The organism is Rhizobacter sp. P5_C2, assembly GCF_054049715.1.
Genome location: NZ_JBFULV010000087.1, coordinates 1 through 26,747, shown reverse-complemented (window position 1 = coordinate 26,747; position 26,747 = coordinate 1). Strand labels below are relative to the sequence as shown.

Here is a 26,747-nt window from a genome sequence, read left to right as displayed (position 1 = left end):
GGCTCGGGCTCCGGCGTCCGCCCCAGGCCGGCCGGCAAATCCACCTGTGCCAGCGTCGCCCGCGAGACCAGGCCCGCCGCCGACCAGAAGGCCGGCCACTGGAACACCGCCCGCACGTGCAGCGGCGCGCCGGCCGCCGGGCCGAGCACGGGGTGCAGCGTGAGCGGCGTGTCGCCATGGCGCCGGCCGTGCTCGGCGAACGCGCCGATGCCCAGCCCCAGCAGCCCCTCCAGCCCGAGCATGCGCAGCGCGCCGATGCTGAGGCCGAGTTGCGCGAGCGCGCTGCGGTTGGCGCCGAGGATCGCGCCATCGGTGTCGACCGCCAGCAGCCCTTCGCGCACCGTGCCGATGCAGGCCGGCTCGGCATGGAAGTGCAGCCGCAGCCCGCTGCGGAAGCGGTCGACGAAGCACTGGTTCTCGATCATCCGCGCCGACAGGTCGACCAGCGCCAGCGTGTGCGGGTGGTACGAGCGCTGGTCGCCGCTGACGTCGAGCACGCCCATCACGCGGCCGGCGTGGTCGAAGATCGGCGCGGCCGAGCAGGTCAGGAAACGGTGCGCGCGCAGGAAGTGCTCGTCACCGTGCACCAGCGTCGGTGCTTCGGTGAAGAGGGCGGTGCCGACCGCGTTCGTGCCCTTGCCCGGCTCCGACCAGTTGACACCGGGCGACAGCGCCACCTGCTGCGCGCGTTCGAGGAAGGAGTCGTCGCCCAGGCTGTGCAGGATGCCGCCGTTCGGGTCGGTCAGCGCGACCATGCTGTGCGACGAGGCGATCTGGTCGAACAGCAGCTCCATCACCGGCGTCGCCTGTTCGTGCAGCCGGCGGTGGCGTTCGCGCGCTTCATTCAGCCGCGCGGCCGAGGCCCGGTTCAGCTCGGGCACCGCGGCCTCGTCGAGCCCGAGGGCGGCGCAGCGCTCGTGCGATTGCGCGATCGCCTGCAGGTGCTGCGGCGAGGCCACATCGGCGGCGTGCCGGCTGGCGGGGGACTGAGGGAACATGCTGCCTCCTTCGCGTGCCGGCATTCTGCATGTTCGAGCGGGATCGCGCTCGGCGCGTGGGGGTGGCCCCCCCGGCTGTCACAATCTGCGCCTTTCAGCAAGGTCACAGGCGCGGAATGAGTCGGGCGCAACGGTCGTCGAGGATGTTGGTGCTGGCACTGGCCTGTGTGATGTTGGGCGCAGCCGCCGAGTGGCGGCGTGCCGCGGCAACCGCTGCGACGGCGCGCGAGCCGCGGCTCGCGGTGAAGCCGCTGAGCACGCCGGTGAAGATGCCGCGCCTGAACCCGCGCTCGTCGCAGCGCATCCCGATGCCCGACGGCGTGCCGGCCGCCCATGCGAGCGCGCTCACTGTGCTGCCGAATGGCGAGCTGCTCGCGTTCTGGTGGGCCGGTTCGCGCGAGAGCGCACCCGACGTCAGCCTCTACCTCGCGCGCTGGGCCGATGGCCGCTGGAGCGCCGCGCAGAAGGTGGCCGACCGCGCCTGGCTGGGCCGCGAACTCGGCTTCGGCGTGCGCCGCATCGGCAACCCGTCGGCCTGGGTCGCGCCCGATGGCCGTGTGCACGTTTTCATGGTCGCGACCGGGCTCGGCGGCTGGGCCGCGGCGCGCGTGGTGCAGCTCGAATCGACCGACGCCGCGCACAGCTTCTCGGTGCGCCGCGTGCTGCCGCTTTCGCCGCTGGCCGACACCAGCGTGCTGGTGCGCACCAACCCGGTCGGGCTCGACGACGGCGGCTGGCTGCTGCCGGCGTATTTCGAGCTGCGCAACAAGTACCCGATGGTCATCGCGTTCGATGCCGACGGCGCGCCGCGCTGGCTGAGCCGCATCGGCCGCTCGACGACCGCGCTGCAGCCGGCGCTGCTGCCGGTGTCGGGCACCGAGCTGCGCGCGGTGATGCGCGACATCGGCCCGTCGCACCGCGTGCAGCAGGCGGTGAGCCATGATGCCGGCCGGCACTGGGAAGACGCACCGCCGCTGCCCATCCCGAACCGCGACGACTCGGTCGCCGCGCTGCGGCTGGCGAACGGCGGCTACGTGATGTTGCACAACGACACGCTGCCCGGCGGCTCGCCGCGCCAGTGGCTGCGGCTGTCGACCTCGGTGGATGCGCTGGCCTGGGCGCCGGCGCTCGACGTGCAGCGCGGCCAGGCCGGCGACGAGTTCTCGTACCCGAGCGTGCAGCAGCTGGGCCGGCAGCTGCACGTCACTTACACCGCGCAGCGGCAGGCGATCGGGCACCAGGTCTATGACATCGAGGACGGGGAGGGCGCGCCATGACGCTGCCGGAACTCGCCCAGCAAATGGTGTGGGCGCGGCTTGCATGGGGCGCTGTTGCCGCGGCCATCCTGCTCTCGACCTTGCCCCTGCGCGGACTGAAGCGGCGCGCCGGCGTCACGCTGATCGCCTTCACCGCGATGTGGCTGCCCGGCCCCGCATCCCCGGCCTGGTGGCTCGGCCTCGCATTCCAGCAACCGAGCGCGCTGTTCGCCGCGCTGTGCGCCGTCTCGGTCTGGAAGCGCTTCGCCGATCGCCCCGGGCAGCAGACGCTGCCCGTCGCGCTCTCTGCGGCGCTGGTGGCTGGCGGCCTGGTGCTCTACGCCGATGCCGTCGGCGCGCTGTCGCTCGGCCTGTACCCGTGGGGGTTCGACGCGACGCAGGCGCCGGTCGCGGCCGTCGTGCTGTCGGTGCTCGCGCTCGCGGTGATCGTGCGCGGCCGCCAGGTCGCGGCCGGCTGGGCCGTGCTGCTGGCCTTGACCTTCCATGCCGTGACGCACCTGCCGACCGGCAACCTGTTCGACGCGCTGCTGGACCCGCTGCTGTGGCTGTGGGCGCTGGCGCGCTGTGTGATGTTCGCTTTCGCTGTCGTGTCCGCGCGGTGGCGTCGCCGCGCGGCCGTGGCGCCGACCTCCTGAGACCGGATCGACCATGTCCCTGCTGCGCCCGCATCTTCGCCTCGCCCTCGCGATGGCCGCCGTGCTCCTCGTCGTCGGCACCGTCTGCCGCGCCGTCTTCGGCCTCTGGTTCGCGCCGCCCGATGCGGCGATGTCGGCCGGCGACTGGGGCGCCGCGCTGTGGCTGGGCGCGCGCTTCGACCTGCGCGTCGCGCTCGACACCGTGCTGCTCGCCTGGCTGCTGGCCACGCTGCCGTGGGTCGGCCGCTGGCTGCGCCCGCCGCGCGCACGCGCCTTCTGGTGGACGTACTGGATGCTCGCCGCCTTCGTGTGGGCGCTCGGCGTGGTGCTCGACGCCGGCCACTTCGCCTACCTCGCGCAGCGGCTGACGGCCGTCGTCATCTCGCTGGCGCGCGACATCGGCGAGGCGACCGGCATGGTCACGCAGACCTACCCGGTCGGTCGCATCACGCTGGCCGTGGTCGCGTGGCTGGTGCTGTGCCACTTCATCTTCGGCTGGCTGTGGCGGCGCATCGTCGCCACCGAAGTCATGGTCAAGTTGAAGGCACCCCGCAAGCGCTGGCAGGTCGGCGTCGCCGAGACCGTTGTCGTGCTGCTCGCGGTGTTCGGCATCCACGGCAAGTTCTCGCAGTACCCGCTGCGCTGGAGCGATTCGATCGAACTGCAGAACGCGTTCGCGCAACAGCTGTCGCTGAACCCGCTGCACAACCTGTACGACACCTGGACCTTCCGCGCGCAAAGCCTGGGCGACGCCGAGATGCGGCCCGACGCCGATGCGATCCGCGCCTTCGTCGGCCTGCCGCCGCTGAAGCCGGGCGAGCCGATCTCGTTGCTGCGCACGGTGCCGCCCAAGCCCGAACGGGCCGGCCAGCCGCCGATGAATGTCGTGCTGGTGCTGCTGGAGAGCTTTGCGGCGCACAAGGTCGGCGCGATCGGCAGCCCGCTCGGCGCGACGCCGAACTACGACGCGCTCGCGAAGGACGGCCTGCTGTTCACCCGCATGATGAGCGCGCACGGCCACACCGCGCGCGGCGTGTTCACCACCGTCACCGGCATGCCCGATGTCTCGGTCGAATCGACCGCGTCGCGCAACCCGGCGGCCAGCAACCAGCAGTCGATCATCAACGAGTTCGCCGGCTACAAGAAGTTCTACTTCATCGGCGGCAGCACCTCGTGGGCCAACGTGCGCGGCGTGCTGACGGCCAGCATCGACGACATCGACATCGTCGAGCAGACGCGCCTGAAATCGCCGGTGGTCGACGTGTGGGGCGTCTCCGACAAGAACCTCTTCCTGGAGGCGAACGAGATGTTCCGCGCCCAGCAGAAGCCGTTCTTCGCGATGATCCAGACCAGCGGCAACCACCGGCCGTACACCGTCCCCGACGAAGACAAGGCCGCGTTCCAGCCGCCGACGCCGACCGACGCGCAACTGGAGGACAACGGCTTCATCTCGGTGGATGAGTACCGCGCCTTCGCCTACCTCGACTGGTGCATCGGCCGCTTCATGGCGGCGGCCCGCCAAGAGACTTACTTCAAGAACACGATCTTCGCGTTCATCGGCGACCACGGCATCATCGGCGTGACCGGCCCGCACCTGCCGAAGTCATGGCACGACCTCGCGATCACGCAGGGCCACACGCCCTTCCTCGTCTACTCGCCGGGCCATGTGGCGCCGCGCCGCATCGACCACTGGGCGCAGCAGGTCGACGTGCTGCCGACGCTCGCGTCGCTGGCCGGCATCGGCTACCGCAACACCACGCTCGGCCGCGACCTGCTCGATCCGCAGTTCGACGCGAGCCGCGTTGCCTTCGAGTTCCAGTTCACCGGACCGCGCCAGCTGGGCGTGCTGGTCGGCACGCACATGCTGGTCGACCGGCAACCGCCGGCGCTGTTCGACATCCTGTCGGACAAGCCGTCGACCAACCTGCTGGAACAGCAGCCGGTGGCGCCGGAGATCGCGGCGCTGCAGCAGCAGTGGGGGCACTTCCCGGCGGCGTATGGCCATGCGGCGCTGTACCTGCAGACGCACAACCACAAGCTGCCGAAGGCTCAGTGATCAGGACTCAATGACGCCTCGACTCCCCGACCGGCGCCGCGGTGCGGTCGATGTCGCGGTGCTCGTCGAGCTGGCCGGGCGCGGTGTCCAGCGGCAGCGGTGACGAATCGAAGGGCGCGAGGTCGCTGTCGCCGTTGTCGGGGATCGCGGCATCGAGCTCGGGCAGCAGGATGTCGATGTCGGCCGCCAGCCGTGCCGCGCGCTCGGCGCGGCTGGTGGCCAGCGCGGCACGCGCCGCCTTGACGCGGCGCAGCGCATGGCGGGATTCGCGCTCGGCGAGGTCGATCTCGCGCTTCGGGCCGCACAGGAAGCCGCCGCCCTTGAACCACACATAGACCTCGGTGCCCGGCAGCATCGGCTGCTGGTTCGGCGCGATCAGCATCTCGACGATGCCGAAGGAAAGGGTGATGCGAACGGCCTGCTTGTCGGATACCACCGCCACGTGGCGGCTGCGTGCGACTTGCTCGAGATGCTGCGCGGGAAGCGGCAGCAACGGCCATGAGAGCACTCGGTTCATGGGTTGGATCCCCCTGTCGTGTTGTGCGCAAACGATAGCGAAGGAGCCGCAATTGCGGACGAAGGTTTACGGGGCGTTACCCCTCTTTCGCCGCAACGTCTCGAAGCACCAACCAATGGTTGTCCAGTTGCAGACCAATTGGAAGACCAACTTGCGACCGATCGTCTTTTTTTGCGTCAGATACCTTTGTTGCCGATCGTTGGGCCTTCGATCGCCCTCCCGCCCACAACGCACGAGATGCATCAAGTGCAACAGCGCAGGCCTCTTGCAGCGGCGCGAGGCCTTGCCATTGGCCATCGGTGTGCCAGCGTGCGAGGCCTTGCGCACGCGGGCAGCCGATCACGAAGCCTGCGTCGTCCGCGGTGATGTCGCCGCCGTAGCCGGCCAGTGCGGGCGATGCAGCGGGTTGCAGCGCGCGGCCGTCGAAGCGCGCCAGCACCGGCGCGGCATTGCGCAACGCGGCCTCGCCGTGCTCGGACTGCATCGCGATGCCGAGCATTGCGTCGCCGCCGTGCCCCTGCCACGCGAGATGGCGCAGGCTCAGGCGCGCATCGTCGACCTGCCAGCGGCCCTGCAATTCGCCGTGAGTTGCGTCGAGCCGCACCAGCGACGAATCCATGCGGTCGAGACCGAGCTTCATGCGGCCGGTTTCGGGCCGGATCTCGATGCCGCCGTTCGCGACGACGAGGCGCGTGAACGGCGCGGCGTGTTCGTCCCACAGCAGCATGTGCGGGTCGCGGCCGTGCGTCGGCCATTCGGCGCGCTTGTCCAGCGTGCGGGCATCGCGCACGCCGATCAGGCCGGCACCGCTGTCGAGGTCGGTCTCGCTGGTGTACAGCGTGTCGCCCGACGCATCGGCGATCACGTGGCCGTTGTAGGCGCGGTTCGGTTCGATCCACGCGAGCGCGAGCACGCGGCCGTCGCGGTCCCAGCGCATCAGCCAGTCGCCGGGGCGGCGCGCGACGGCGAGCAGCGTGCCGCCGAGTTCCTGCAGCAGCCCGTGCGCGCGCGTCGGCACGGCGATCGAGCGGTGCACCTGCAGCCGATGGCCCTGCAGGCGCAAGACGCCGACGTTCGCGCCGCCGTCACGGCCTTGCCAGGCGGCGGCCAGCGAGGCCGATGCGGTGGCGGCCCATGGTGATCCGATCGCACCGCCCGACGCCGCGGCGCACGCCTGCAGCCAGCGTCGCCGCGTCCAGCCGCCGCGGCTCACAGCGATTCCACGAAGCGCACCAGCGCCGCGCGTTCGGCCGCTGTCATCTTCAGCACCCGCCGGCGGCTCGCGTCGGCTTCGCCGCCATGCCACAGCACCGCTTCGAGCACGCCGCGCGCGCGGCCGTCGTGCAGCAGTTGCTGATGGTCGTTGACGTCGCGGATCAGCCCCACGCCCCACAGCGGCGGCGTGCGCCATTGCCGGCCATCGGCGAGGAAGTCGGGCCGCCCGTCGGCCAGGCCGTCACCCATGTCGTGCAGCAGCAGGTCGGTGTACGGCCAGATCGTCTGGCCCTTCAGCGCCGGGCTCGCGAAGTCCGGCAGCGGGCTGTCGCCGGTGACGTAGCTCGGTCGGTGGCAGGCCGCGCACTGCGCCTGCTCGAACAGCGCGCGGCCGCGCAGCACCTGCGCATCGCCTGGCTGGCGACGCGCCGGCGGCGCGAGGCTCGCCTGGTAGAACACCACGTCACCGAGCGTGCGGTCGTCGATCTCCGGCGCCTCGCCCTTGGCGCCGCGCGGCGAGGCGCGGCAGTCGTCCTGCGTGAAGGTGCAGGACTCTTCCGGGAAGCGGCCCGATGTGATGCCGATGTCGCCAACGAACGCCGCCGCGGTCTGGTGCGCCAGCGTCGCGACGTTGGCTTTCCAGCCGAAGCGGCCGAGCATCATCCGCTGCTCGAACGCGTCCCACACCTGGTTGGATCGGCCCTTGACCGGGCCGGGTGCTGCTGCCTGGCGCGCCGCGTTGTCGAGGATCTGCTGTTCGGGGATGGCTTCCAGCAGCCCCATGCCGATCAGCTGCGGCGCGAGCCGCGGGCTGAACTGCAGGTCTTTCGAGGCCGGCCCGTACGCGAGGCCGGCCACGCCGAAGCGTGGCTGGCGCAGCGTGTAGCGCGTGCCGTCGGCGAACCTGCCGCTCAGCGTGCGCACCTGCATCGTGATGCGGCCTTCGACGCGCACGCCCGGCACGGCCAGCGTGCGCAGCTGGTCGCCGTAGATCGGGTCGGGCCGCGGGCCGCCGTGCGGGCCTTCGCCGGGGATCGACAGGCGCAGCAGCAGCGCGACCGGCGGCTCGCCGCGCGCATCGAGCGGCTTCGTGTAGTCGGGCGGCGCGCCGCGACCGCTCTGCACATGGCAGCCGCCGCAGGAGCGCGCGATGAAGTGAGGGCCGAGCCCGTCGCGTGCCGCGGTCGACGACGGCGCCTCGACCCAGTTGCGCCGGAAGAAGGAGTTGCCGACCGCGAAGCGGGTGCGCTCGTCGTCGTTCAGGTTCGCGGCGGCGAACGAGAACGCATTGCGGCCGGTCGCGGCCACGGTGGTCGCGCCGCCGGTCTGCTCGTCGGGCGTCAGCGCGTCGTCGTTGGGGGCGGCGTGCAGCAGCACGGCATTCGCGGCCACCAGCGTCGCGAGCAGCCCCTGTGTGAGCCGCTTCACGGCTTCACCATGTTCAGCCGCGTGATGCCGATCGCGTTGGCGGCAGCGCCCAGTTCGCGCGCCTGCGCGAGCACGCTGTCGATGGTCGCGCGCACGCGCATCGGCCCCGGCGCACTGCGGCTGCCGCGGATCTCGACGTCGAACGGCGGGTGGATCGCCTGCGCCGCGGCGATCGACGTGGCGATCTGCCGCGTGGTGCGCTCGGCCTGCGCCGGGTCCTTGGCCGCCACCAGGTCGCGCAGCGACGGCCCTTGCAGCAGGCTGCCGTCGCGCCGCCTGAAGCGGCCCAGCCAGACGTTCTCGATGCCGAGCGCGTTGTTGACGATGTCGCGGTGCGTGTTGTCGGAGAAGCAGGACTGCTCGTCCTCCTGGTCCTGCGTGTTCAGCGCGACCTCCATGCGCTCGCCGGCCAGCTCGGCCCGCGACAGCGCGCCGATGCCGATGATGATGCGCCGCACCGATTCGAGCCCGCCGCGCTCGAACTTCGCGCGGTAGTTGGCCTTCGCGCCGGGCGCCCACGCGGCGATCAGGTAACGCAGGTCGTCGATCAGCAGCCCGGTGACGGCCGCGAGGTACTGGCGGCGGCGGTCGGCATGCGCGCCCTTGCCGTCGACGTAGTCCTCGAACGGGCGCTCGCCGGGGCCGGTCTCGCTGAGGTCCTGGCCCCACAGCAGGAATTCGATCGCATGCCAGCCGGTGGAGACGTTCTCGAGCCCGCCGCGGATGTTGGCCGCCGCCAGCGCCGCCTTTGTCAGCGGGGCCTTCGGGTTGTTGATCAGGCCGCTGTCGGGCCGGTCGCGCACGTAGTCGATGTACGACTCGTCGACCGGCCAGGTGTTCATGCGCTGCTCCGGCCCCTTGCCGTCGTCGACCGGCCCGGCGTAGAAGCGGAAGGCCTCCGTCTGGCCGTACCACTCGCGGGCGTCGAGCCAGGCGGTGCGCGCCGCCTTCAGCGTGTCGGCCGAGGGCTGCGCGAGGAAGGCGGTGATGGCCTGCTGCATCACGAGCGCGGCGGCGAGGCTGTCGCTGTAGGAGGCGTGGACGAGCACCGCGTAGTGTTGAACGACCGGCTGAACCAACGGCAGTACCGCGGCGTCGACCTCGGTGGCCGCACCCGCCTGCGCCGGCCACAGCATCGTCCCCAGCCCCGCGGCCACGGCATGCAGCATCTCGCGCTTGTTCATCTTGTGGTTCTTCGAGGCCCAGGGGCGTTGCAATATAGATCAAGCCACGCCCGCTGGACATGCTTCATGTCGGGGGATGTCGGCGTGTGAAAGACCCTGCGTCAGCGAACGTTTTGGAAGCGCGTGTCTGATGGCGGACTTCGGTGCCTCGCGCATCGGCTTCGATCCGATTCCGATTTCATGAACAAGACTTCCCACCGGCCTGTCAGGGCAGCGCCGGCCGTCGCGCGTCCGGTCGACGCCGACGCTGCGCTGGCGCAGGGCCGCGCGCTGCATGCCCAAGGCAGGGTGAGCGAGGCCTTCTCGCTGTACCAGGCCGCGCTGTCCGACCAGCCCGAGAACCCGGAGGCCTTGCACCTGCTCGGTGTGGCCTACCTCAGCCTGCGCCAGCCGGCGCTCGGCGTCGCCTTCGTGCGGCGCGCGATCGCACGCCGGCCCGATGCCGCCGACTACCGGATGAACCTCGCGACCGCGCTGCTGCAGCTCGGCCAGGCGCCCGAAGCGCTCGCCGAGATGCAGCTCGCCTGCGAGCTGCGGCCCGATGATGCGCAGGGGCTGGCGATGCTCGGCGGCTTGTGCGTGCAGCTGCAGCGCTTCGACGAGGCCGAGCGCCGCTATGCCGCCGCGTTGGCGCTGCAGCCCGATCACGCGGAATGGCACGAGGCCTTGTCCCGGCTGCGCTACCTGCGCTGGGCGATGCCCGAGGCGCTGCCGCATGCGCAGCGCGCCGTGGCGCTTGCGCCGCGCATCGCCGAGCGGCTGAACATGGGGTTCGCGCGCGCCTCCTCGTCGTCCGTACCGGCCTCGCAGGCGTCGCCCGCGCTGCTGCTGAACGCGGCGGCCAGCGTCGATGCTGCCGCGCTCGAGCGCGCCTGCATCGAGCGCGACCTGCTCGTCATCGACGATTTCCTGCCCGATCCGCAGGCCTTCCGCGCCGAGGCGCTGCGCCTGTGTGCGACGCAGGCGCAGCGCTCGCCGAATGGCAACTTCCCCGGCGTGCAGACGCCGCCGCAGCCGGTCGACGCGACGATGCAGCGCATCGCCGACCTGCTGGGCCGCGCGATCAAGTGGGATTCACCGGACAACGGCGCGCTGCGGGTGAGCCTCGCGGCCGACGAGGCGCGCGCCGACGTGCACGTCGACAACCCGACGCTGCCGCACATCTTCGGCGGCGTGCTGTACCTGAGCCGGCCGGAAGACTGCCGCGGCGGCACGCGCTTCTACCGGCACCGTGCGACCGGACAAGACCGCCGCCCGGACGATGCGGCGCTGGCCGGCATGGGGCATGCGTCGTTCCTCGACTTCCAGAAGCGCCACCTGCCGATCAACCGGCGGCTGCTGTTCGCCGAATGGCAGCAGCAGCGGGATGCGACCTGGGAGTTCCTGTTCGAGGTGCCGATGCGCTTCAACCGGCTGATCGTGTTCCGCAGCGATTTCTTCCACGCGATCACCGAGCTGTTCGGCGACAGCCCCGCGTCAGGCCGGCTGGTGCAGCTGTTCCACTTCGAATCGGAGCGCTGAGAGCCCGCCCCGGGCTGCGCCGTCAATCGAGCCGCAGCCCCTCCAGCGACACCCCGCACAGCTCGGCCAGCGCCTCGACCGCCATCGCGTGATCCTCGCGCTGCGGCAGGCCCGAGACCGTCACCGCGCCGATGCAGCCACTGCCCGCCACGACGATCGGGAAGCTGCCGCCGTGGTCGGCGTAATCGCGCAGCGGCAGGCCCATCTTCGACTCGAGCGTGCCGCCGTTGAGCGCGTGGTCGAGCCCCGCGCGGTACGAGCTGTGGTGCAGCAACTCGACCGTGTTGCGCTTGCGGCGCGCCCAGTCGGCATTCGACGGCGAGGTGCCCTGCATCGCGCAAAAGAACACCGTTTCCTTCGCCAGCCGCACCTCGATCGTGATCGCGACACCGCGCGCTTCGGCCATTTCCTTCAGCCGCACGCCCAGAGCCCATGCGGTGGCCTCATTGAAGTGTTTCATTTGAAAACAATCCTCTTGCCGGGCAATCGTTTTCAGATCTTTTTCGAGGTCCATGGGGTGTCGAAGCAAGGGTTGACGAGGGGGTGGAGCAGCGTTTTCACTCCCGACTGTATCGGGACGCCCTCAAAACTATGCAATCACCGCATGCGTCAGCATAGGTGAATAGGGAGGCGGAACACACTTTCAGGTATTCGACGCGGCCGGCCTTTGACACCCGGGGGCTTTCTGGTCCGACGTCTGTGATCTCCCCGATCCGTGGTCTCCGACCTGTTGTTCCCCTGAACCCCTTTTTTTGAAAAGGATGGGCTCATGCCGTCCCCTACCGACACCCCGTTCGTTTCCGATGTTGTTCCCGTTCCCCTTCAAGTTCCCGTCCCCGACGCGGTCCCCGGCAGCTTCGAGGCCCTGGTGGCCTGGATCAACGCCCCCATGCTGCTGGCGCTGGGCGCGGTCGCCTTGCTCGTGGGGGYGTCGTTCGTGCTCGGCGTGCTGAGCCGAACGCCGCGTGCGACGCGCCACCGGCGCGTCGCGACCGTGCTGGCGCTGATGGTGCTGGCGGCGGCCCACGGGCTCGGCTGGCTGGCCCTCGAAGCCGTGCGGCACCAGGCCGCGCAAGCCCGCTCGCAGGCCGCCAACGACGCGATGGTGGGCAACGCGCTGGCCTACCTGGCGCGCCGCTGCGACAGCGATCGCCGGCTGACCACCGCGAGCGACGCGGACCGCGTGCGCGCCAACGAGGGCGTGCTGCTCGACATCGAGCGCTTGCACCGGCCGACGCTCGACGACCTGCCGCCGGTCGAGTGGTTCGATGCACCGACGGCCCGCGAGGTGCTCGCATCGTCGCAGTTCGACTTCGTCGAGCAGGACCGGCGGACGACCTCGCGCGGCGCGATCTCCGTGACGGCGCACCGGATGTGGTGGGAGTCCGCGGGCCGCACGCTGCTGCTGCCGTCGAATGCCGAGGAGTTCATGGCGCGCCTGGCGCAGACCGACCTGCTGCAGTTGATCGAAGGACCGGTGCGCGCGAGCACCGCGGGCTACCTGCTGACGGTGCAGGACACCTCGACCCCGGAAGACCGCAGCCACTGGGTCGCCCGGGTGCAACTGCAGCTGTTCGACCGGCGCCGCGGCGCGCTGGTGGCCGAGTACGTCGGCTTCGGCGCGAACCTGCTGCCGGCCCACCGGCCGCGCGACGGCATCGCGTGGCGATCCGTGCGGTTGTGCGACGGGCCGGAGCAGGAGTTCTCGAAGGGCGGGACCGGGTTCGACGTGACCGGCTTCTTCCTGCGGCGCGCGCTGCGCATGGCGAAGCTGCGGTCGAGGTTGATGACGTGAAATTTCACCCACCGTGAAGGGATTCATTGAATATTTTTCAGCGCGGCAAGGTTCCGGCCATGGACTGCTTCAATGATCTTTTGCTTGTAGATCCTGGCTTGTGCCACCTGCGAAGCATCAAGGCCATCTGACCACTTCTGCCAAAAGTCGCTACTGCACTCACCCCCCATTGCGCAAAGGAGTTGAGTGTAGTAGCTGTCATTGCTGCAATCCTTGCCCAAATCGCATATGGCTGCCAACGATGCTGCATCAAGTATTTTGATTCGTTCACCATTCGCGCTGCCAGCGGACGCCTTGTCCCAGTATTTTGAGAGTGCCAGTAATCCTTCTTCAATGGCCGTCGGACTTTGGGAGAAAATCAATGTACTCAGAATCGAGTCATCATCGAAGTTCTTGTCGGCTCTTCTTGATGAGTCGGCCAAGCTCCCACCCAGCGCCACGGCACGCGAATCCAGTGCACTAACCAACTTCTTCGACTCGGCATTCCCCGCGAGAATGAATCCATTGCAACGCCGCTGTAGAGCCTGGATTGCAATCTGTCGAGCTTGAGTCAATGTTCCTTGTATATTTGATTTGCCTCCGCTGGCAAAGGATGAATAGTCCAGCCAGGCACGACCGAACCCCGTGCATTCGCGAGCCGCCCAATACCCTTCATAGACTTGACTTTCGTTATTGCTCTTGAGGGCCGAATTGGCGTAAGCCCAGATGTCATTTGCAGAGGCAAAAGATACAGGAGGCCTGTCTTGAGGTTTGGGTATTGCTTCTGCTTGGGAAGCAGGCGGTAAGGAACGCTCGACCGGCGTTGCGCCCGGCAACGCTCTGTCACTCGGGGTGCTTTTTGCAGGCAAGGCTGCTGCGGGCAGCGATTCCTTTTCGTGCGATTGTTGAAAAATGAAATATGAAAGCATCATGGCGATCGCCACGGTCGCCACGATTGGCGCAACTTTGACATGCGATTTATTTTTGTTCATTGGGCATCTTCTGGTTGCGCAAAATCATCGCATGCCTCCAACTGATTGGTAGAGCAGAGACGTTTCGTCTCTCGACAGCATTCCACCCGTCTCCGACGATGTCAGAATCCGCCCGTTCTCAACCAGGAGCATGAACGTGGCAATGGACGTGGTGGACTACGAGATCAAGGGCTCGGAGATGCAGTTCGTCGAGGTCGAACTCGACCCGGGCGAGGCGGCGGTCGGCGAGGCCGGCAGCATGATGTACATGGATGCCGGCATCGGCATGGACACCGTCTTCGGCGACGGCTCGGCCAGCCAGGGCGGCATCTTCGGCAAGCTGCTCGGCGCCGGCAAGCGGCTGATCACCGGCGAGTCGCTGTTCACCACCGCCTACACCAACCAGGGCCAGGGCAAGCGCAAGGTCGCGTTCGCGGCTCCGTACCCCGGCAAGATCCTGCCGATGGACCTGCGCGCGCTCGGCGGCACGCTGATCTGCCAGAAGGATGCCTTCCTGTGCGCCGCCAAGGGCGTGTCGCTGGGCATCTTCTTCCAGCAGAAGCTGTCGGTCGGCTTCTTCGGCGGCGAAGGCTTCGTGATGCAGAAGCTCGAGGGCGACGGCCTCGCTTTCGTGCATGCCGGCGGCACCGTGCTGAAGCGCGAGCTGCAGCCCGGCCAGACGCTGCTGATCGACACCGGCTGCATCGTCGCGCTGACGCCCAACGTCAGCTTCGAGATCCAGTACGTCGGCAAGATCAAGACCGCGCTGTTCGGTGGTGAAGGCCTGTTCTTCGCGAAGGTCACCGGCCCCGGCACGGTGTGGCTGCAGAGCCTGCCGTTCTCGCGCCTGGCCTCGCGCGTGTTTGCGGCCGCGCCGCAGAACGGCGGACGGCGTGAAGAGGGCTCGGTGTTGGGCGGTTTCGCCGGCGGCGGCTTGCTGGGCGGAATCCTCGGCGGCGACGACGACTGACGCCTGGCTTGATGAAGCGCAGAACAGAAATGCGCTCGCAGGCCAATTTGAAGGTGGGCGCACGCTGCGCCCGCCTAAAATGCCGGTTTTCCTAGCTGGTATCGGTCTTGAAACTGCTGTCTGCGTTGCCCCGTCTCTCGTCGCTCGTTCTGTCGGCCTTCTGTCTGGCCGCCCCGCTCGGGGCGCAGGCCGCTGGCGCCGCCGCCAAGCCGCCGATCTTCGTGCTGAACTCGCTCGATGCGTCGATCAGCGTGATCGACCCGACCACGTTCACCGAGATCCGCCGCATTCCCACCGGCAAGGAACCGCACCACCTCTACCTGACGCCCGACGAGAAGTCGCTGATCGTCGCCAACGCGCTGAGCGATTCGCTGACGCTGGTCGACCCGGTCACCGCCGAGGTGCAGCGCACGATCACCAAGATCCCCGACCCGTACCACCTGCGCTTCTCGCCCGACATGAAGTGGTTCGTCACCGCGGCGAACCGGCTGAACCACATCGACATCTACCGCTGGGAGCCGGCCGACGCCGCCAACCCGATGAAGCTCGCCGGCCGCGTGGCCGCGTCGCGCACGCCCAGCCACCTGTCGATCGACAGCAAGAGCACCGTCATCTACTCGTCGATGCAGGACAGCGACGAGCTGATGGCGATCGACATCGCGACGCAGAAGCCGCGCTGGAAGATCACCGTCGGCAAGCTGCCGGCCGATGTCTACCTGACGCCCGACGACAAGCTGCTGCTGGTCGGCCTGACCGGCGACGAGTTCGTCGAGGTCTACGACGTGAGCCAGGCGCAGCCCAAGCTCGTCAAGCGCATCCCGACCGGCGCCGGCGCCCATGCGTTCCGCAGCCGCGGCGACGGCCAGCATGTGTTCGTCAGCAACCGCGTGGCCAACACCATCAGCATGATCGACTTCCGCACGCTGAGCGTGGTCGACACCTACCCGGCGCCCGGTGGCCCGGACTGCATCGACGTGATGGCCGACGGCAAGACGCTGCTGGTCAGCTCGCGCTGGGCCCGCAAGCTGACGCTGATCGACATCGAGAAGAAGCAGGTGATCCGCCAGGTGACGGTGGGCCGCTCGCCGCACGGCGTGTGGACGCTCGACCATGCGTCGCGCCGCTAGCGTTTTCATCGTTGCGGCATTGCTGGCTGGCCAGGTCCATGCCGCCGGCTGCGACAAGCCGGTCTACCTGACGCTGGACACCGGCCACATGGGCGTAGCCCCGCTGGTGGCCGAGGTGCTGGACCGCGAGCAGGTCAAGGCGACCTTCTTCCTCGCCAACGAGAAGACGAAGACCGACGGCACGAGCCTCGACGACCAGTGGGCGCCGTGGTGGAAGGCGCGCGCGGCCGAGGGCCACGTGTTCGGCTCGCACACCTTCGACCACGTGTACTGGGTGGCCGATGTGAAAACCGGCATCAAGGGCGGCGGCTTCAAGGTACGGCCGAGCGCCGGCCCCGACGCCGGCAAGCTGCTGACCTGGACCGCGGCCCAGTACTGCGCCGAGCTGCAACGCCCCGCCGACCGCTTCCGCGCGATGACCGGGCAGGCGATGCCGCATCTGTTCCGTGCCCCCGGCGGCAAGACCTCGCCGGCGTTGCTGGCCGCGGCGAAGGCCTGCGGCTGGACGCACGTGCCGTGGAGCGAGGCCGGCTTCCTCGGCGACGAGCTACCGAGCGACCGCTACCCGAACGCGCAACTTTTGCAGCGCGCGCTGGATCACATCCGTCCGGGCGACGTGATGCTGGCCCACCTCGGCATCTGGTCGCGCCAGGACCCGTGGGCGCCGGCGGTGCTCGAGCCGCTGATCCAGGGGCTGAAACAGCGCGGCTTCTGCTTCGCGACGCTGCGCGACCACCCGGCCTACCGGGATGCTGCGCAGCGCTGATCCTTTCCGCCGAAACTTGTCGCCATGCTCGATTCGCTGCTGCTCGCCTTCACCGACGCCTTCGGCCGCGTGCAGCAGGCCTTGTTCGAGGGCATCGTGCAGCCGCTCGCGTTCCACCTCGGGCTCGGCAACGTCGTCGAGGATGCGTTCGACGCGACCGGCTGGCTCTTGGTCGGCCTGCTGCAGATCGTCGTGCTGCTGGTGGTGATCGGTGCATTGGAGCGCTGGCGTCCGGTCGAGCCGGTGACGGATCGGCGCGCGGTGCGCACCGACGTGCTGTACACGCTGATCCACCGGCTGGGGTTGTTCCGGGTCGGCTTGTTCTTCGCGGTCGATCCCTTGTTCGACGAGGCCTTCGGTGCCGCGCGGCTGGCGGGCCTGCCGACCTGGCAGTTCGACGAGTGGTTCGCGCCGTGGTGGCCGGGCGTCACCGACAGTGCGTGGTTCAGTTTCGTCGCCTACCTGCTGGTGTTCGACTTCGTCGACTACTGGATCCACCGCGGCCAGCATCAATTCCGCTGGTGGTGGGGGCTGCATTCGCTGCACCACAGCCAGCGGCAGATGACGATGTGGAGCGACAACCGCAACCACCTGCTCGACGACCTGATCCGCGACAGCGTGATCGTGATCGTCGCGCGGCTGATCGGGATCCCGCCGGGGCAGTTCATCGCGGTGGTGGCCTGCACGCAGCTGCTCGAGAGCCTGTCGCACGCGAACCTGCGGGTCTGGTTCGGCACGGTGTTCGAGCGCGTGCTGGTCAGCCCGCGCTTCCACCGGCTGCACCACAGCATCGGCCTCGGGCACGAGACGGCGGGGCAGGGCACGCTCGGCGGGCACAACTTCGCGGTGCTGTTCCCGGTGTGGGACGTGCTGTTCCGCACCGGCAACTTCGAGGTCCGCTACGACCCGACGGGCATTCGCGACCAGCTGCCCGACGCGGGTGGGCGCGAGTACGGGCAAGGGTTCTGGCACCAGCAGTGGCTGGGGCTCAGGCGGGCGTTCGGACGAAAGAACTGAACCCGTCGGGAACGGGACCGGGAGCACCGGTTATCCTGCCGGCCCATGGTGAAACCGCTGTTCGATTCCTTCTGGCGCGCCGCCGCCTACTGCCTGCACCCGCGCGTCGTCGTCCTGTCGCTGCTGCCACTCGCGCTGCTCGTCGGCCTGAGTTTCGGCCTCGGCTACTTCTTCTGGGAAGCCGCGATCGACGGCGTGCGCGACCTGCTCAATTCGTGGGACCTGCTGCATGCCCTTTTCAACTGGCTCGAGAGCATCGGCGCCGGCAACCTGAAGTCGGTGCTCGGCCCGCTGGTCGTGATCTTCCTCGCGACCCCGGTGCTGGTGCTGCTGTCGCTGCTGGTGGTCGCGACGCTGATGACGCCGGCCATGCTGAACCTGGTGGCCCAGCGCCGCTTCCCGCTGCTGGAGCGCCGCCGCGGCGGCACCTTCCTCGGCAGCGTCGTCGTCAGCCTCGGCTCGACGGCGGTCGCGGTGGTCGCGCTGATCGCGTCGATCCCGCTGTGGTTCGTGCCGCTGATGGTGCTGGTCGTGCCGCCGTTGATCTGGGGCTGGCTGACCTACCGCGTGATGGTCTACGACGTGCTCTCTGAGCACGCCAGCAAGGACGAACGCCGCGAGCTGATCCGCCGCCACCGCACCAGCTTCCTCGGGCTCGGCATCGCCACCGGCTACCTCGGCGCCGCGCCGTCGCTGGTGTGGGCCTCGGGGCTGATGTTCCTCGCGCTCGCGCCGATCCTGGTGCCGGTCGCGATCTGGATCTACACGCTGGTGTTCGCGTTCTCGTCGCTGTGGTTCGCGCACTTCGCGCTGGCGGCGCTGGCCGAGCTGCGCGCCGAGCAGCAGCTGGCCGCCGCCGTCGTGCTGCCGCCGCCCGCCGATCCGACACCGCTGCCCCCGGCCCCCGCTTCACAGGACATCACATGAACTTCGGCGTCATCATCATCGGCGACGAGATCCTCTCCGGCAAACGCGAGGACAAGCACCTGCCCAAGGTGATCGCGCTGCTGAACGAGCGCGGCATCGCGCTCTCGTGGGCCCGCTACGTCGGCGACGACCCCGCGCGCATCACCGCGCACCTGCGCGAGGCCTTCGCCAGCGGCGACGTGGTGTTCTCGTGCGGCGGCATCGGCGCGACGCCCGACGACCACACCCGCCAGTGCGCCGCGAATGCGCTCGGCGTGCCGCTGGCGCTGCATCCACAGGCGCGCGACCTGATCCTCGAGCGCATGCGCGACATCGCCGCCGAGCAGGGCCTGCCGTACGAGCCCGAGCGCGACGACAACCTGCACCGGCTCAACATGGGCATGTTCCCCGAGGGCGCGCAGGTCATCCCGAACCCCTACAACAAGATCGCCGGCTTCTCGGTCGGCCATGTGCACTTCGTGCCCGGCTTCCCGGTGATGGCCTGGCCGATGCTGCAGTGGGTGCTCGACGAGCGCTACCCCGGCGAACACCGCGCCGAGCGCCCGCGCGAGCAGTCGGTGATCGTGTTCGGCGCGATGGAGTCGACCCTCACGCCGCTGATGGAGGCCATCGAGGCCCGCTTCGACGGCGTCAAGGTGTTCAGCCTGCCGAGCGTCGACCACCCGCAATGGGGACGCCACATCGAACTCGGCGTCAAGGGCGCGGCCGGGCCGGTGGCCGAAGCCTTCGCCGAACTGCTGGCCGGGCTGCGTGGCCATGGTGCGCAACTCGGCCCCGAGTTGGTGCGGTGAACGCCAGATTCCGCGTCCAGCCTGGTGCCGGGCGATGCACCAATGTGGCGTCACCGACCTGCATCCATCGCAGGTTTGGGGACCTCGCTCACCCGGTGGGGCGCATGCCGGCTGGGCCTGCGCTGTCATCGGGCGCGGGCATGCTTTCTGCTACATTCCTGTGCGCATTTCCAGGCCCCTCCCGGCACTGAATCTGTCGTCTCTACCCACCCACTCACCCCACAAGCCTCTCGCTAGGAGAACCTGATGGCAAAGACCGTCGCCGACGTGATGAAGATGGTGAAGGAAAGCGAGGTCAAGTTCGTTGACTTCCGCTTCACCGATACCCGCGGCAAAGAGCAACACGTTTCGGTGCCCCTGTCTGCGTTCGACGAAGACAAGTTCATCTCCGGTCATGCCTTCGACGGTTCGTCGATCGCCGGCTGGAAGGGCATCGAAGCCTCCGACATGCTGTTGATGCCGGACCCGAACACCGCCAACGTCGACCCGTTCTTCGAAGAGCCGACGCTGATCCTCACGTGCGACGTGATCGAGCCCACCGACGGCAAGCCCTACGAGCGCGATCCGCGTTCGCTGGCCAAGCGTGCCGAGGCCTACCTGAAGTCGTCCGGCATCGGCGACACCGCCTACTTCGGCCCGGAACCCGAGTTCTTCATCTTCGACAGCGTCCGCTGGAACGTGGACATGTCCGGTTCGTTCTCGAAGATCGAATCCGAAGAAGCGGCCTGGAACACCGGCAAGGAATACGACCACGGCAACTCGGGCTACCGTCCGGCCGTCAAGGGCGGCTACTTCCCGGTGCCCCCGGTCGACAGCGCGCAAGACCTGCGCTCCGAGATGTGCCTGATCCTCGAATCGCTGGGCATTCCGGTCGAAGTGCATCACCACGAAGTGGCGAACGCCGGCCAGATGGAAATCGGCACCAAGTTCAGCTCGCTGGTGCAGCGCGCCGACTGGCTGCAGCTGCAGAAGTACGTGATCCACAACGTGGCCCACGCCTACGGCAAGACCGCGACCTTCATGCCGAAGCCGATCGTCGGCGACAACGGCTCGGGCATGCACGTGCACCAGTCGGTCTGGAAGGACGGCAAGAACCTGTTCGCCGGTGACGGCTATGCGGGCCTGTCGGAATTCGCGCTGTTCTACATCGGCGGCATCATCAAGCACGCCCGCGCGCTGAACGCGATCACGAACCCCGGCACCAACAGCTACAAGCGCCTGGTCCCGGGCTTCGAAGCCCCGGTGAAGCTGGCCTACTCGGCCAAGAACCGCTCGGCCTCGATCCGCATTCCGTACGTTGCCAACCCGAAGGGCCGCCGCATCGAAGCGCGCTTCCCGGACCCGCTGGCGAACCCGTACCTAGCGTTCTCGGCGCTGCTGATGGCCGGCCTCGACGGCGTGGAAAACAAGATCCACCCGGGCGAAGCCGCCACCAAGGACCTGTACCACCTGCCGCCGGAAGAAGACGCGAAGATCCCGACCGTCTGCCACAGCCTCGACCAGGCGCTCGACTACCTGGACAAGGACCGTGCGTTCCTGACCAAGGGCGGTGTCTTCACCGACGCCTACCTCGACGCCTACATCGAATTGAAGATGCAGGAAGTCACGCGCTTCCGCATGACGACGCATCCGGTCGAGTTCGACATGTACTACAGCGCCTGATCGCGGCGCGCGGAACCTTGGCCGGGAGCGCAGGCTCTCAGGTCTGGTGGCTCCGCCCGACGACATTGGGAAACAAAGGGACGGCACGCGCCGTCCCTTTTTACATGGCGGGATCAGCCACAATCCGACCAGATTCCACGGCCCGAGGACTTTCATGCGCTCTCATCGAACCACGACCCGTTGCGCGCTCGCAGTGGCTGCCGTCGCCACCGTGATCGCCCTGCCTGCACGGGCGGCCGACGAAAAGACCGTCTACCGCTGCCCCGGCAACCCGGTGCTCTACACCGACACGCTGTCGGCCAAGGAGGCCAAGGAAAAAGGCTGCAAGACGATCGAGGGCACGCCGATCACCGTGGTGCAGGGCCTGCGCCCGGCGAAGGCGGCCTCGGGTGCGGCCGCCAAGTCCGGTGAGAACAAGGTCGACCCGAACGAGCAGCGCGCCCGCGACAGCGATGCCCGCCGCATCCTCGAAGCCGAGCTGAAGAAGGAAGAAGACCGCCTGGCCGAGCTGCAGAAGGCCTACAACAACGGCGAGCCCGAGCGCCAGGGCGACGAGAAGAACTACCAGAAGTACCAGGATCGCGTCGCCGAGATGAAGGCGAACATCATGCGCAAGGAAAGCGACGTCGCCGCGCTGAGGCGAGAACTCGCGAAGCTTCAGTGAACAAGCCGGTGGCCAAACCGGTGAACAAGCCGAAGCCTGCGCGTTCGGCGGTGGCGGGCGACCTGCCCGGGCGCTACGAGGCCTTCGACCACCTGGCGACGATGGTCGCGGTGGTGCGCGACGACGGCAGCTGCCTGTTCGCCAATGCCGCGTTCGAGAACGTGCTGGGCCTGCCGCGGCGCAGCGTGCTGGGCGGCTCGCTGTTCGACTGGTTCATCGATGCCAATTCGGTGCGCGACACGGTGGCCGCGGTCGTTCGCAACGATTTCTCGACCAGCCGCTTCGAGGCGCTGCTGCGCCGGCCGGTGTCAGCGCATGGCGATGCGCTGCCGGTGCACGTGATCGTCAACCAGCTCGACCGGCCGAACGAGGCGATCGTCGAGCTGGTGGAAATCGAGCAGCAGACCCGGCAGGACCGCGAGGAGCGCGCGCTCGGCCAGGCGCGGGCCAACAAGGAGCTGATCCGCAACCTCGCGCACGAGATCAAGAACCCGCTGGGCGGCATCCGCGGCGCGGCGCAACTGCTCGAGATGGAGGTCGAGTCGCGCGCGCTGACCGAATACACCCAGGTCATCATTCAAGAGGCCGACCGGCTGCAGGCGCTGGTCGACCGGCTGCTCGCGCCGCACCGCAAGCCGCACGTGGTGAGCGACGTCAACATCCACGAGGTCTGCGAGCGGGTGCGCTCGCTGATCATTGCCGAGTTCCCGCGCGGGCTGGCGGTGATGCGCGACTACGACATCTCGATCCCCGATTTCCGCGGCGACCGCGAGCAGCTGATCCAGGCGGTGCTCAACATCGCGCACAACGCGGCGCAGGCGCTGTCCGAGCGCATCCAGCAGGGCGATGCCCGCATCACGCTGCGCACGCGCATCGCGCGGCAGGTCACCCTGGGCAAGCAACGATATCGATTGGCACTGGACTTGCATATCGAAGACAACGGCCCGGGGATACCGGAGTCGATCCGGGATCGCATTTTTTACCCGCTGGTATCGGGGCGCGATGGCGGGTCGGGCTTGGGACTCACGCTGGCGCAAACGTTCGTGCAGCAACACCAGGGCATGATCGAATGCGAGAGCAAACCGGGCCAGACCCTTTTCAAGATCGTGATCCCCTTGCCCTGAGCCAGAAGCCGGGGCGGGCGGGACCGGAACCACAGGCAGGGCATGAAACCCATCTGGATCGTTGACGACGACCAATCCATCCGCTTCGTGCTGGAGAAGGCGCTGGCGCGTGAAGACCTCGCGGTGCGCAGCTTCACCAACCCGCGCGACGTGCTCCTCGCGCTCGAAGACGATTTCCCACAGGTTCTCGTATCCGACATCCGGATGCCGGGCGGCTCGGGCATCGAGCTGCTGAGCAAGGTCAAGGAGCGCCATCCCGGCCTGCCGGTCATCATCATGACGGCCTACTCCGACCTGGACAGCGCGGTCAGCGCGTTCCAGGGCGGTGCCTTCGAGTACCTGCCGAAGCCCTTCGACGTGCCGAAGGCCGTCGAGCTGATCCGCCGTGCGCTCGACGAGAGCATGCGCGAGGAGGTGCGCGACGAGCGCATGGCGCAGATGCCCGAGATGCTCGGCCAGGCGCCGGCGATGCAGGACGTGTTCCGCGCGATCGGGCGGCTGAGCCAGAGCGTGGTCACGGTACTGATCACCGGCGAGTCGGGCTCGGGCAAGGAACTGGTCGCGCAGGCGCTGCACAAGCACAGCCCGCGCGCGAGCGGGCCGTTCGTCGCGATCAACACCGCGGCGATCCCGAAGGACCTGCTCGAGAGCGAGCTGTTCGGCCACGAGCGCGGTGCGTTCACCGGCGCACAGACGACGCGGCGAGGGCGCTTCGAGCAGGCCGACGGTGGCACGCTGTTCCTCGACGAGATCGGCGACATGCCGTTCGACCTGCAGACGCGCTTGCTGCGCGTGCTGAGCGACGGGCAGTTCTACCGCGTCGGCGGGCACAACCCGCTGCGCAGCAACGTGCGCGTGATCGCGGCGACGCACCAGAACCTGGAAGAGCGGGTCAAGCTCGGTGCTTTCCGTGAGGACCTGTTTCACCGGCTGAACGTGATCCGGCTGCGCTTGCCGGCGCTGCGCGAGCGGCGCGAGGACGTGCCGTCGCTGGCCCGCTTCTTCCTGCAGAAGAGCGCGAAGGAGCTGGGCGTCGAGGCCAAGCGCATCACCGAGGCGGCGCTCGCGCGGCTGATGCAGTTCGATTTCCCGGGCAACGTGCGGCAGCTGGAGAACATCTGCCACTGGCTGACGGTGATGGCACCGGCCCAGGTGGTCGAGGCCAAGGACCTGCCGCCGGAATTCCAGGGCGACCTGGTGGCGATTCCGTCACGCGTGCCGGTCGGCGAGCCGGCCGAGGTGCCGGCGTCAACGGTGGGTGCAGCGGCTCATGTGGCCGCGCCGGTGGCGGCACCGCTGCCCGATGCTGTGGCCGCGGTGGCGACCAGCACGCACTGGCTGGTCGACCTGGAGCGCGAATCGCGCGCGATGCTGCAGGCCGGGTTGCCGGAGGTCTGGGACACGCTGACGCGCAAGTTCGAGGCGCAGCTGATCCACACCGCGCTCGAGATCACGCGCGGGCGGCGCATCGAAGCCGCGCAGAAGCTGGGCATCGGGCGCAACACCATCACCCGCAAGATCCAGGAACTCGGGCTCGACGATTGAGGCCGGCGGGCGAGGGCCTGGGCCCTCGCGCGGTCTACGCTGCCAGCAGCGCCGACATCGACTGGCGGATCAGCGGGTTCGGGCTCTCTTCGAGCGCCTGCGCGTGGGCGTGCCAGATCGGATCGCCCAGCAGGTAGTAGCACATCGCCTTCAGGTCCGGGCAGCAGCCTTCGGGCAAGGTGTCGATGTAGTGCATTGCGTCGAGGATCTCGCCGCGCTGGATGTGGATGAAGGCGCCGATGGCCAGGTACTCCGGCGCAACGTCGTCCATCGCCCGCAGCTGGAACCAGTGGCTGTGGGCCTGCTCGATCTGGCCCTGCAGCAACGCGTTCGTCATCGACGCAGTGATTTCGCGGATTTCCGCAGTGGTGTTGAGTGTCACGGTGGGGCACCTTCACGAAGGGTCACGAACAGCCATTGACCGAAGCCGGCCTCAAGAGCCTCGGGTGAGGCCGACTTCGAGGAAACACTCAGTCGTCGCCCCCACCGCCCTGCTTCAGCAGGCGCCCGAGGATGGCCTGGATGGCAGCGGCTTGCGGATCCTGGGCACCACCAGCGGCTTGCTGACCGCCCGGGCCTTGCTGAGCGAAGGCGGCGGCGTTCGCATTGCTCGCACCTTGTGCGCCGCCCGATTGGCCGCCGCTGAGCATTTTGTCGACGGCGTGCCCGCCGAGCGACGAAGCGCCGCCGCCCAACAGCCCCAGGCCGCCGGTCTTCGCGGCCTCACGGCCCAATCCACCCGGGCCCATCAGCCCGCCGGCCTTGCCTGCGGGGGCCGCGCCGCCCGCAGCGTTGGCGCCACCTGCGGCACCGGCTCCGGCATTTCCACGAGATGCATTCACGCGCATAAGAACTCCTCAATGAAGCGTCACTGAAATTAGTTGACGGGTCCATTGTGCGAACGCCCCGGTGCGGCGCTGCCCTGCGAGGCGTTGCGGCGTGTGGAAAGCCGAAGCGTCAGGTCAGGGCGTGAGCTCGGCGATGACGGGCGCGTGGTCGCTGGGCCGCTCGTTCTTGCGCGTCGGCTTGTCGATCACGCACGCGGTGACCTGGCCCTTCAGCGCGTCGCTCACCAGGATGTGGTCGATGCGCAGCCCCTGGTTCTTGCGGAACGCGAGGTTGCGGTAATCCCACCAGCTCCAGCTCTTCGGCGGCTGCTCGAACAGCCGGAACGAGTCGTGCAGCCCGAGCGACAGCAGGCCCTGGAAGTGCGCCCGCTCCTCGGGCGTGCACAGCACCTGCCCGGCCCACGCGACCGGGTCGTGCACGTCGCGGTCTTCGGGCGCGATGTTGTAGTCGCCCATCAGTACGAGATGCGTGTGGCGCGTCAGCTCCTCGGCCAGCCAGGTGCGCAGCGCCGTCAGCCATTTCAGCTTGTACTGGAACTTGTCGCTCTCGACCGACTGCCCGTTCGGGATGTAGGCGCCGACGATGCGGATGCCGTTGACGGTGCCGGCGATCACGCGCGCCTGCTCGTCGTCGTGGCCGGGGATGTTCTTCACGATGTCGCTCGCCACCGTGCGCGACAGCAGCGCGACGCCGTTGTAAGTCTTCTGCCCGAACCACTGCACCTGGTAGCCGGCGGCCTCGATCTCGGCGCTCGGGAACTTGTCGTCGGTGAGCTTGGTTTCCTGCAGCACGATCGCGTCGGGCTGGTGCAGCGCGAGCCAGTCGATCAGCTGCGGCAGGCGCACCGCGAGGGAGTTGACGTTCCAGGTGGCGAGTTTCACGGGCAAACCTTTCGGGCGGAGGCGCGCATCGTACGTCAGCGCAGCAGCGTCCAGGCCTCGTCGGCGATCGTGCGCTCCTCGTCGGTGGCGATCACGAACACCGCGATCCGGCTGCCGGGCCCGTCGATGCGCAGCGCATGGCGCGCGTTCGCGTCGGCGTCGAGCGCGACACCGAGCCAGCCGAGCCGCTCGCACACCGCGGCGCGCAGCGCGGCATCGTGCTCGCCGATGCCGGCGGTGAACACCAGCGCGTCGAGCCCGCCGAGCGTGGTCGCCAGGCGCGCCGCTTCACCGGCACAGCGCAGCGCGAACAGCGCCAGCGCCTCGCGCGCGGCCGGCGCGTCGCTTGCGCGCAGCGTGCGGGCATCGGCGCTGAGCCCCGACACGCCGAGCAGCCCCGAGCGGTGGTACAGCAGGTCCTCGATCTCGTCGTGCGACAGGCCGCGCTGCTGCATCAGATACAGCGGCACGCCGGCGTCGAGCGCGCCGCAGCGCGTGCCCATCGGCACGCCGTCGAGGGCCGAGAAGCCCATGCTGGTGTCGACGCTGCGGCCGGCCTGCAGCCCGCACAGGCTGGCGCCACTGCCCAGGTGCGCGACGACGACGCGCCCGTCGGCCGCCTGCGGCGCGAGCCGCGCGAGTTCGCGCGCGATGAAGGCATACGACAGCCCGTGGAAGCCGTAGCGCTGCACGCCCGCGTCGTGCAGCGCGCGCGGCAGCGCGAAGCGGCGGGCGAGCGGGTCCTGCGTCTGGTGGAACGCGGTGTCGAACGACGCCGTCTGCGCCAGCGCCGGCCGCAGCCGCCGCAGCGCCCGGACCAGGCGCAGGCTGTGCGGCTGGTGCAGCGG

The 26,747-nt window shown here is 68.7% G+C and carries 26 protein-coding genes; 15 read left to right on the top strand and 11 right to left on the bottom strand.

Annotated features, from left to right (window positions below; genetic code table 11):
* A partial coding sequence (locus ACXJLU_RS25475; RefSeq protein ID WP_457335808.1) for a sigma-54-dependent Fis family transcriptional regulator occupies positions 1–998 on the bottom strand: 998 nt, incomplete at its 3' end.
* Between the two features lie 170 nt (positions 999–1,168).
* On the opposite strand from ACXJLU_RS25475, the gene ACXJLU_RS25470 reads away from it, so the two are divergent.
* From ACXJLU_RS25470 to ACXJLU_RS25460, 3 genes are read left to right on the top strand one after another with little or no spacing between them, the layout of a single operon-like run.
* Positions 1,169–2,275: a sialidase family protein gene (locus tag ACXJLU_RS25470; protein WP_457335807.1), complete on the top strand. Its 1,107-nt coding sequence runs from the start codon at positions 1,169–1,171 to the stop codon at positions 2,273–2,275.
* Entirely contained in the window at positions 2,272–2,910 is a 639-nt protein-coding gene (locus ACXJLU_RS25465) for a hypothetical protein (protein WP_457335805.1), read from the top strand. Before ACXJLU_RS25470 ends, ACXJLU_RS25465 begins: the two co-directional genes overlap by 4 nt.
* Positions 2,911–2,923: 13 nt before the next feature.
* Positions 2,924–4,966 carry an LTA synthase family protein gene (locus tag ACXJLU_RS25460; protein ID WP_457335803.1) on the top strand — a complete coding sequence of 681 codons (2,043 nt, stop codon included), beginning with the start codon at positions 2,924–2,926 and terminating at the stop codon, positions 4,964–4,966.
* 7 nt (positions 4,967–4,973) lie between these two features.
* Here the strand turns inward: ACXJLU_RS25460 and ACXJLU_RS25455 are convergent, their stop codons facing one another.
* From ACXJLU_RS25455 to ACXJLU_RS25440, 4 genes are all read right to left on the bottom strand, one after another.
* Positions 4,974–5,483, bottom strand: a complete 510-nt coding sequence (locus ACXJLU_RS25455) for a hypothetical protein (RefSeq protein WP_457335801.1) — start codon at positions 5,481–5,483, stop codon at positions 4,974–4,976.
* A gap of 76 nt (positions 5,484–5,559) precedes the next feature.
* A complete protein-coding gene (locus ACXJLU_RS25450) occupies positions 5,560–6,696 on the bottom strand; it encodes a DUF1513 domain-containing protein (RefSeq protein ID WP_457335799.1) in 1,137 nt (378 codons plus the stop codon).
* Positions 6,693–8,126, bottom strand: coding sequence for a di-heme oxidoreductase family protein (locus ACXJLU_RS25445; protein ID WP_457335797.1), 1,434 nt, complete (start codon positions 8,124–8,126; stop codon positions 6,693–6,695). Before ACXJLU_RS25445 ends, ACXJLU_RS25450 begins: the two co-directional genes overlap by 4 nt.
* Positions 8,123–9,310, bottom strand: coding sequence for an imelysin family protein (locus tag ACXJLU_RS25440; RefSeq protein WP_457335795.1), 1,188 nt, complete (start codon positions 9,308–9,310; stop codon positions 8,123–8,125). The genes ACXJLU_RS25445 and ACXJLU_RS25440 overlap by 4 nt, the downstream gene beginning before the upstream one ends.
* 180 nt (positions 9,311–9,490) lie before the next feature.
* Here ACXJLU_RS25440 and ACXJLU_RS25435 point away from each other — a divergent pair, with 180 nt between their 5' ends.
* Positions 9,491–10,831 carry a DUF6445 family protein gene (locus ACXJLU_RS25435; protein ID WP_457335793.1) on the top strand — a complete coding sequence of 447 codons (1,341 nt, stop codon included), beginning with the start codon at positions 9,491–9,493 and terminating at the stop codon, positions 10,829–10,831.
* 22 nt (positions 10,832–10,853) lie between these two features.
* Here the strand turns inward: ACXJLU_RS25435 and ACXJLU_RS25430 are convergent, their stop codons facing one another.
* Entirely contained in the window at positions 10,854–11,345 is a 492-nt protein-coding gene (locus ACXJLU_RS25430; protein ID WP_457335791.1) for a heme-degrading domain-containing protein, read from the bottom strand.
* A gap of 255 nt (positions 11,346–11,600) precedes the next feature.
* Here ACXJLU_RS25430 and ACXJLU_RS25425 point away from each other — a divergent pair, with 255 nt between their 5' ends.
* On the top strand, positions 11,601–12,626 hold the full coding sequence (locus tag ACXJLU_RS25425) for a hypothetical protein (protein ID WP_457335789.1): 1,026 nt from the start codon (positions 11,601–11,603) through the stop codon (positions 12,624–12,626).
* Between the two features lie 23 nt (positions 12,627–12,649).
* Here ACXJLU_RS25425 and ACXJLU_RS25420 read toward each other — a convergent pair whose 3' ends face one another.
* On the bottom strand, positions 12,650–13,597 hold the full coding sequence (locus ACXJLU_RS25420) for a hypothetical protein (RefSeq protein ID WP_457335787.1): 948 nt from the start codon (positions 13,595–13,597) through the stop codon (positions 12,650–12,652).
* Between the two features lie 136 nt (positions 13,598–13,733).
* Between ACXJLU_RS25420 and ACXJLU_RS25415 the strand changes: the two genes are divergently transcribed.
* The 10 genes from ACXJLU_RS25415 to ntrC all read left to right on the top strand — a co-directional run bounded on the left by ACXJLU_RS25415 (position 13,734) and on the right by ntrC (position 24,169).
* A complete protein-coding gene (locus tag ACXJLU_RS25415; RefSeq protein ID WP_457335785.1) occupies positions 13,734–14,546 on the top strand; it encodes a TIGR00266 family protein in 813 nt (270 codons plus the stop codon).
* A gap of 113 nt (positions 14,547–14,659) precedes the next feature.
* Entirely contained in the window at positions 14,660–15,673 is a 1,014-nt protein-coding gene (locus ACXJLU_RS25410) for a YncE family protein (RefSeq protein WP_457335810.1), read from the top strand.
* A complete protein-coding gene (locus ACXJLU_RS25405; RefSeq protein ID WP_457335783.1) occupies positions 15,657–16,439 on the top strand; it encodes a polysaccharide deacetylase family protein in 783 nt (260 codons plus the stop codon). Before ACXJLU_RS25410 ends, ACXJLU_RS25405 begins: the two co-directional genes overlap by 17 nt.
* 24 nt (positions 16,440–16,463) lie before the next feature.
* Positions 16,464–17,456 (top strand): sterol desaturase family protein, encoded by a 993-nt coding sequence (locus ACXJLU_RS25400; protein ID WP_457335781.1) that lies wholly within the window; start codon positions 16,464–16,466, stop codon positions 17,454–17,456.
* 45 nt (positions 17,457–17,501) lie between these two features.
* The gene (locus ACXJLU_RS25395; protein WP_457335779.1) at positions 17,502–18,383 is read left to right on the top strand and encodes an EI24 domain-containing protein; all 882 of its coding nucleotides are present in this window, start codon (positions 17,502–17,504) and stop codon (positions 18,381–18,383) included.
* Entirely contained in the window at positions 18,380–19,174 is a 795-nt protein-coding gene (locus ACXJLU_RS25390) for a competence/damage-inducible protein A (protein ID WP_457335777.1), read from the top strand. Before ACXJLU_RS25395 ends, ACXJLU_RS25390 begins: the two co-directional genes overlap by 4 nt.
* 246 nt (positions 19,175–19,420) lie before the next feature.
* Complete coding sequence (gene glnA / locus ACXJLU_RS25385; protein ID WP_073468626.1) at positions 19,421–20,836, top strand: type I glutamate--ammonia ligase; 1,416 nt, start codon at positions 19,421–19,423, stop codon at positions 20,834–20,836.
* A gap of 154 nt (positions 20,837–20,990) precedes the next feature.
* On the top strand, positions 20,991–21,500 hold the full coding sequence (locus ACXJLU_RS25380; RefSeq protein ID WP_457335774.1) for a hypothetical protein: 510 nt from the start codon (positions 20,991–20,993) through the stop codon (positions 21,498–21,500).
* 20 nt (positions 21,501–21,520) lie between these two features.
* Positions 21,521–22,624: a nitrogen regulation protein NR(II) gene (glnL, locus tag ACXJLU_RS25375; protein ID WP_369823016.1), complete on the top strand. Its 1,104-nt coding sequence runs from the start codon at positions 21,521–21,523 to the stop codon at positions 22,622–22,624.
* 42 nt (positions 22,625–22,666) lie between these two features.
* Entirely contained in the window at positions 22,667–24,169 is a 1,503-nt protein-coding gene (ntrC, locus tag ACXJLU_RS25370) for a nitrogen regulation protein NR(I) (RefSeq protein ID WP_457335772.1), read from the top strand.
* A 34-nt stretch (positions 24,170–24,203) separates the two neighbouring features.
* Here ntrC and ACXJLU_RS25365 read toward each other — a convergent pair whose 3' ends face one another.
* From ACXJLU_RS25365 to ACXJLU_RS25350, 4 genes are all read right to left on the bottom strand, one after another.
* Positions 24,204–24,506: a hypothetical protein gene (locus ACXJLU_RS25365; RefSeq protein WP_457335770.1), complete on the bottom strand. Its 303-nt coding sequence runs from the start codon at positions 24,504–24,506 to the stop codon at positions 24,204–24,206.
* A 133-nt stretch (positions 24,507–24,639) separates the two neighbouring features.
* A complete protein-coding gene (locus ACXJLU_RS25360) occupies positions 24,640–25,011 on the bottom strand; it encodes a hypothetical protein (RefSeq protein ID WP_143171817.1) in 372 nt (123 codons plus the stop codon).
* Between the two features lie 120 nt (positions 25,012–25,131).
* On the bottom strand, positions 25,132–25,899 hold the full coding sequence (gene xth / locus ACXJLU_RS25355; protein WP_457335768.1) for an exodeoxyribonuclease III: 768 nt from the start codon (positions 25,897–25,899) through the stop codon (positions 25,132–25,134).
* A 35-nt stretch (positions 25,900–25,934) separates the two neighbouring features.
* Positions 25,935–26,747: acetate/propionate family kinase (locus ACXJLU_RS25350; RefSeq protein WP_457335766.1), on the bottom strand; the 813-nt coding region annotated here is incomplete at its 5' end.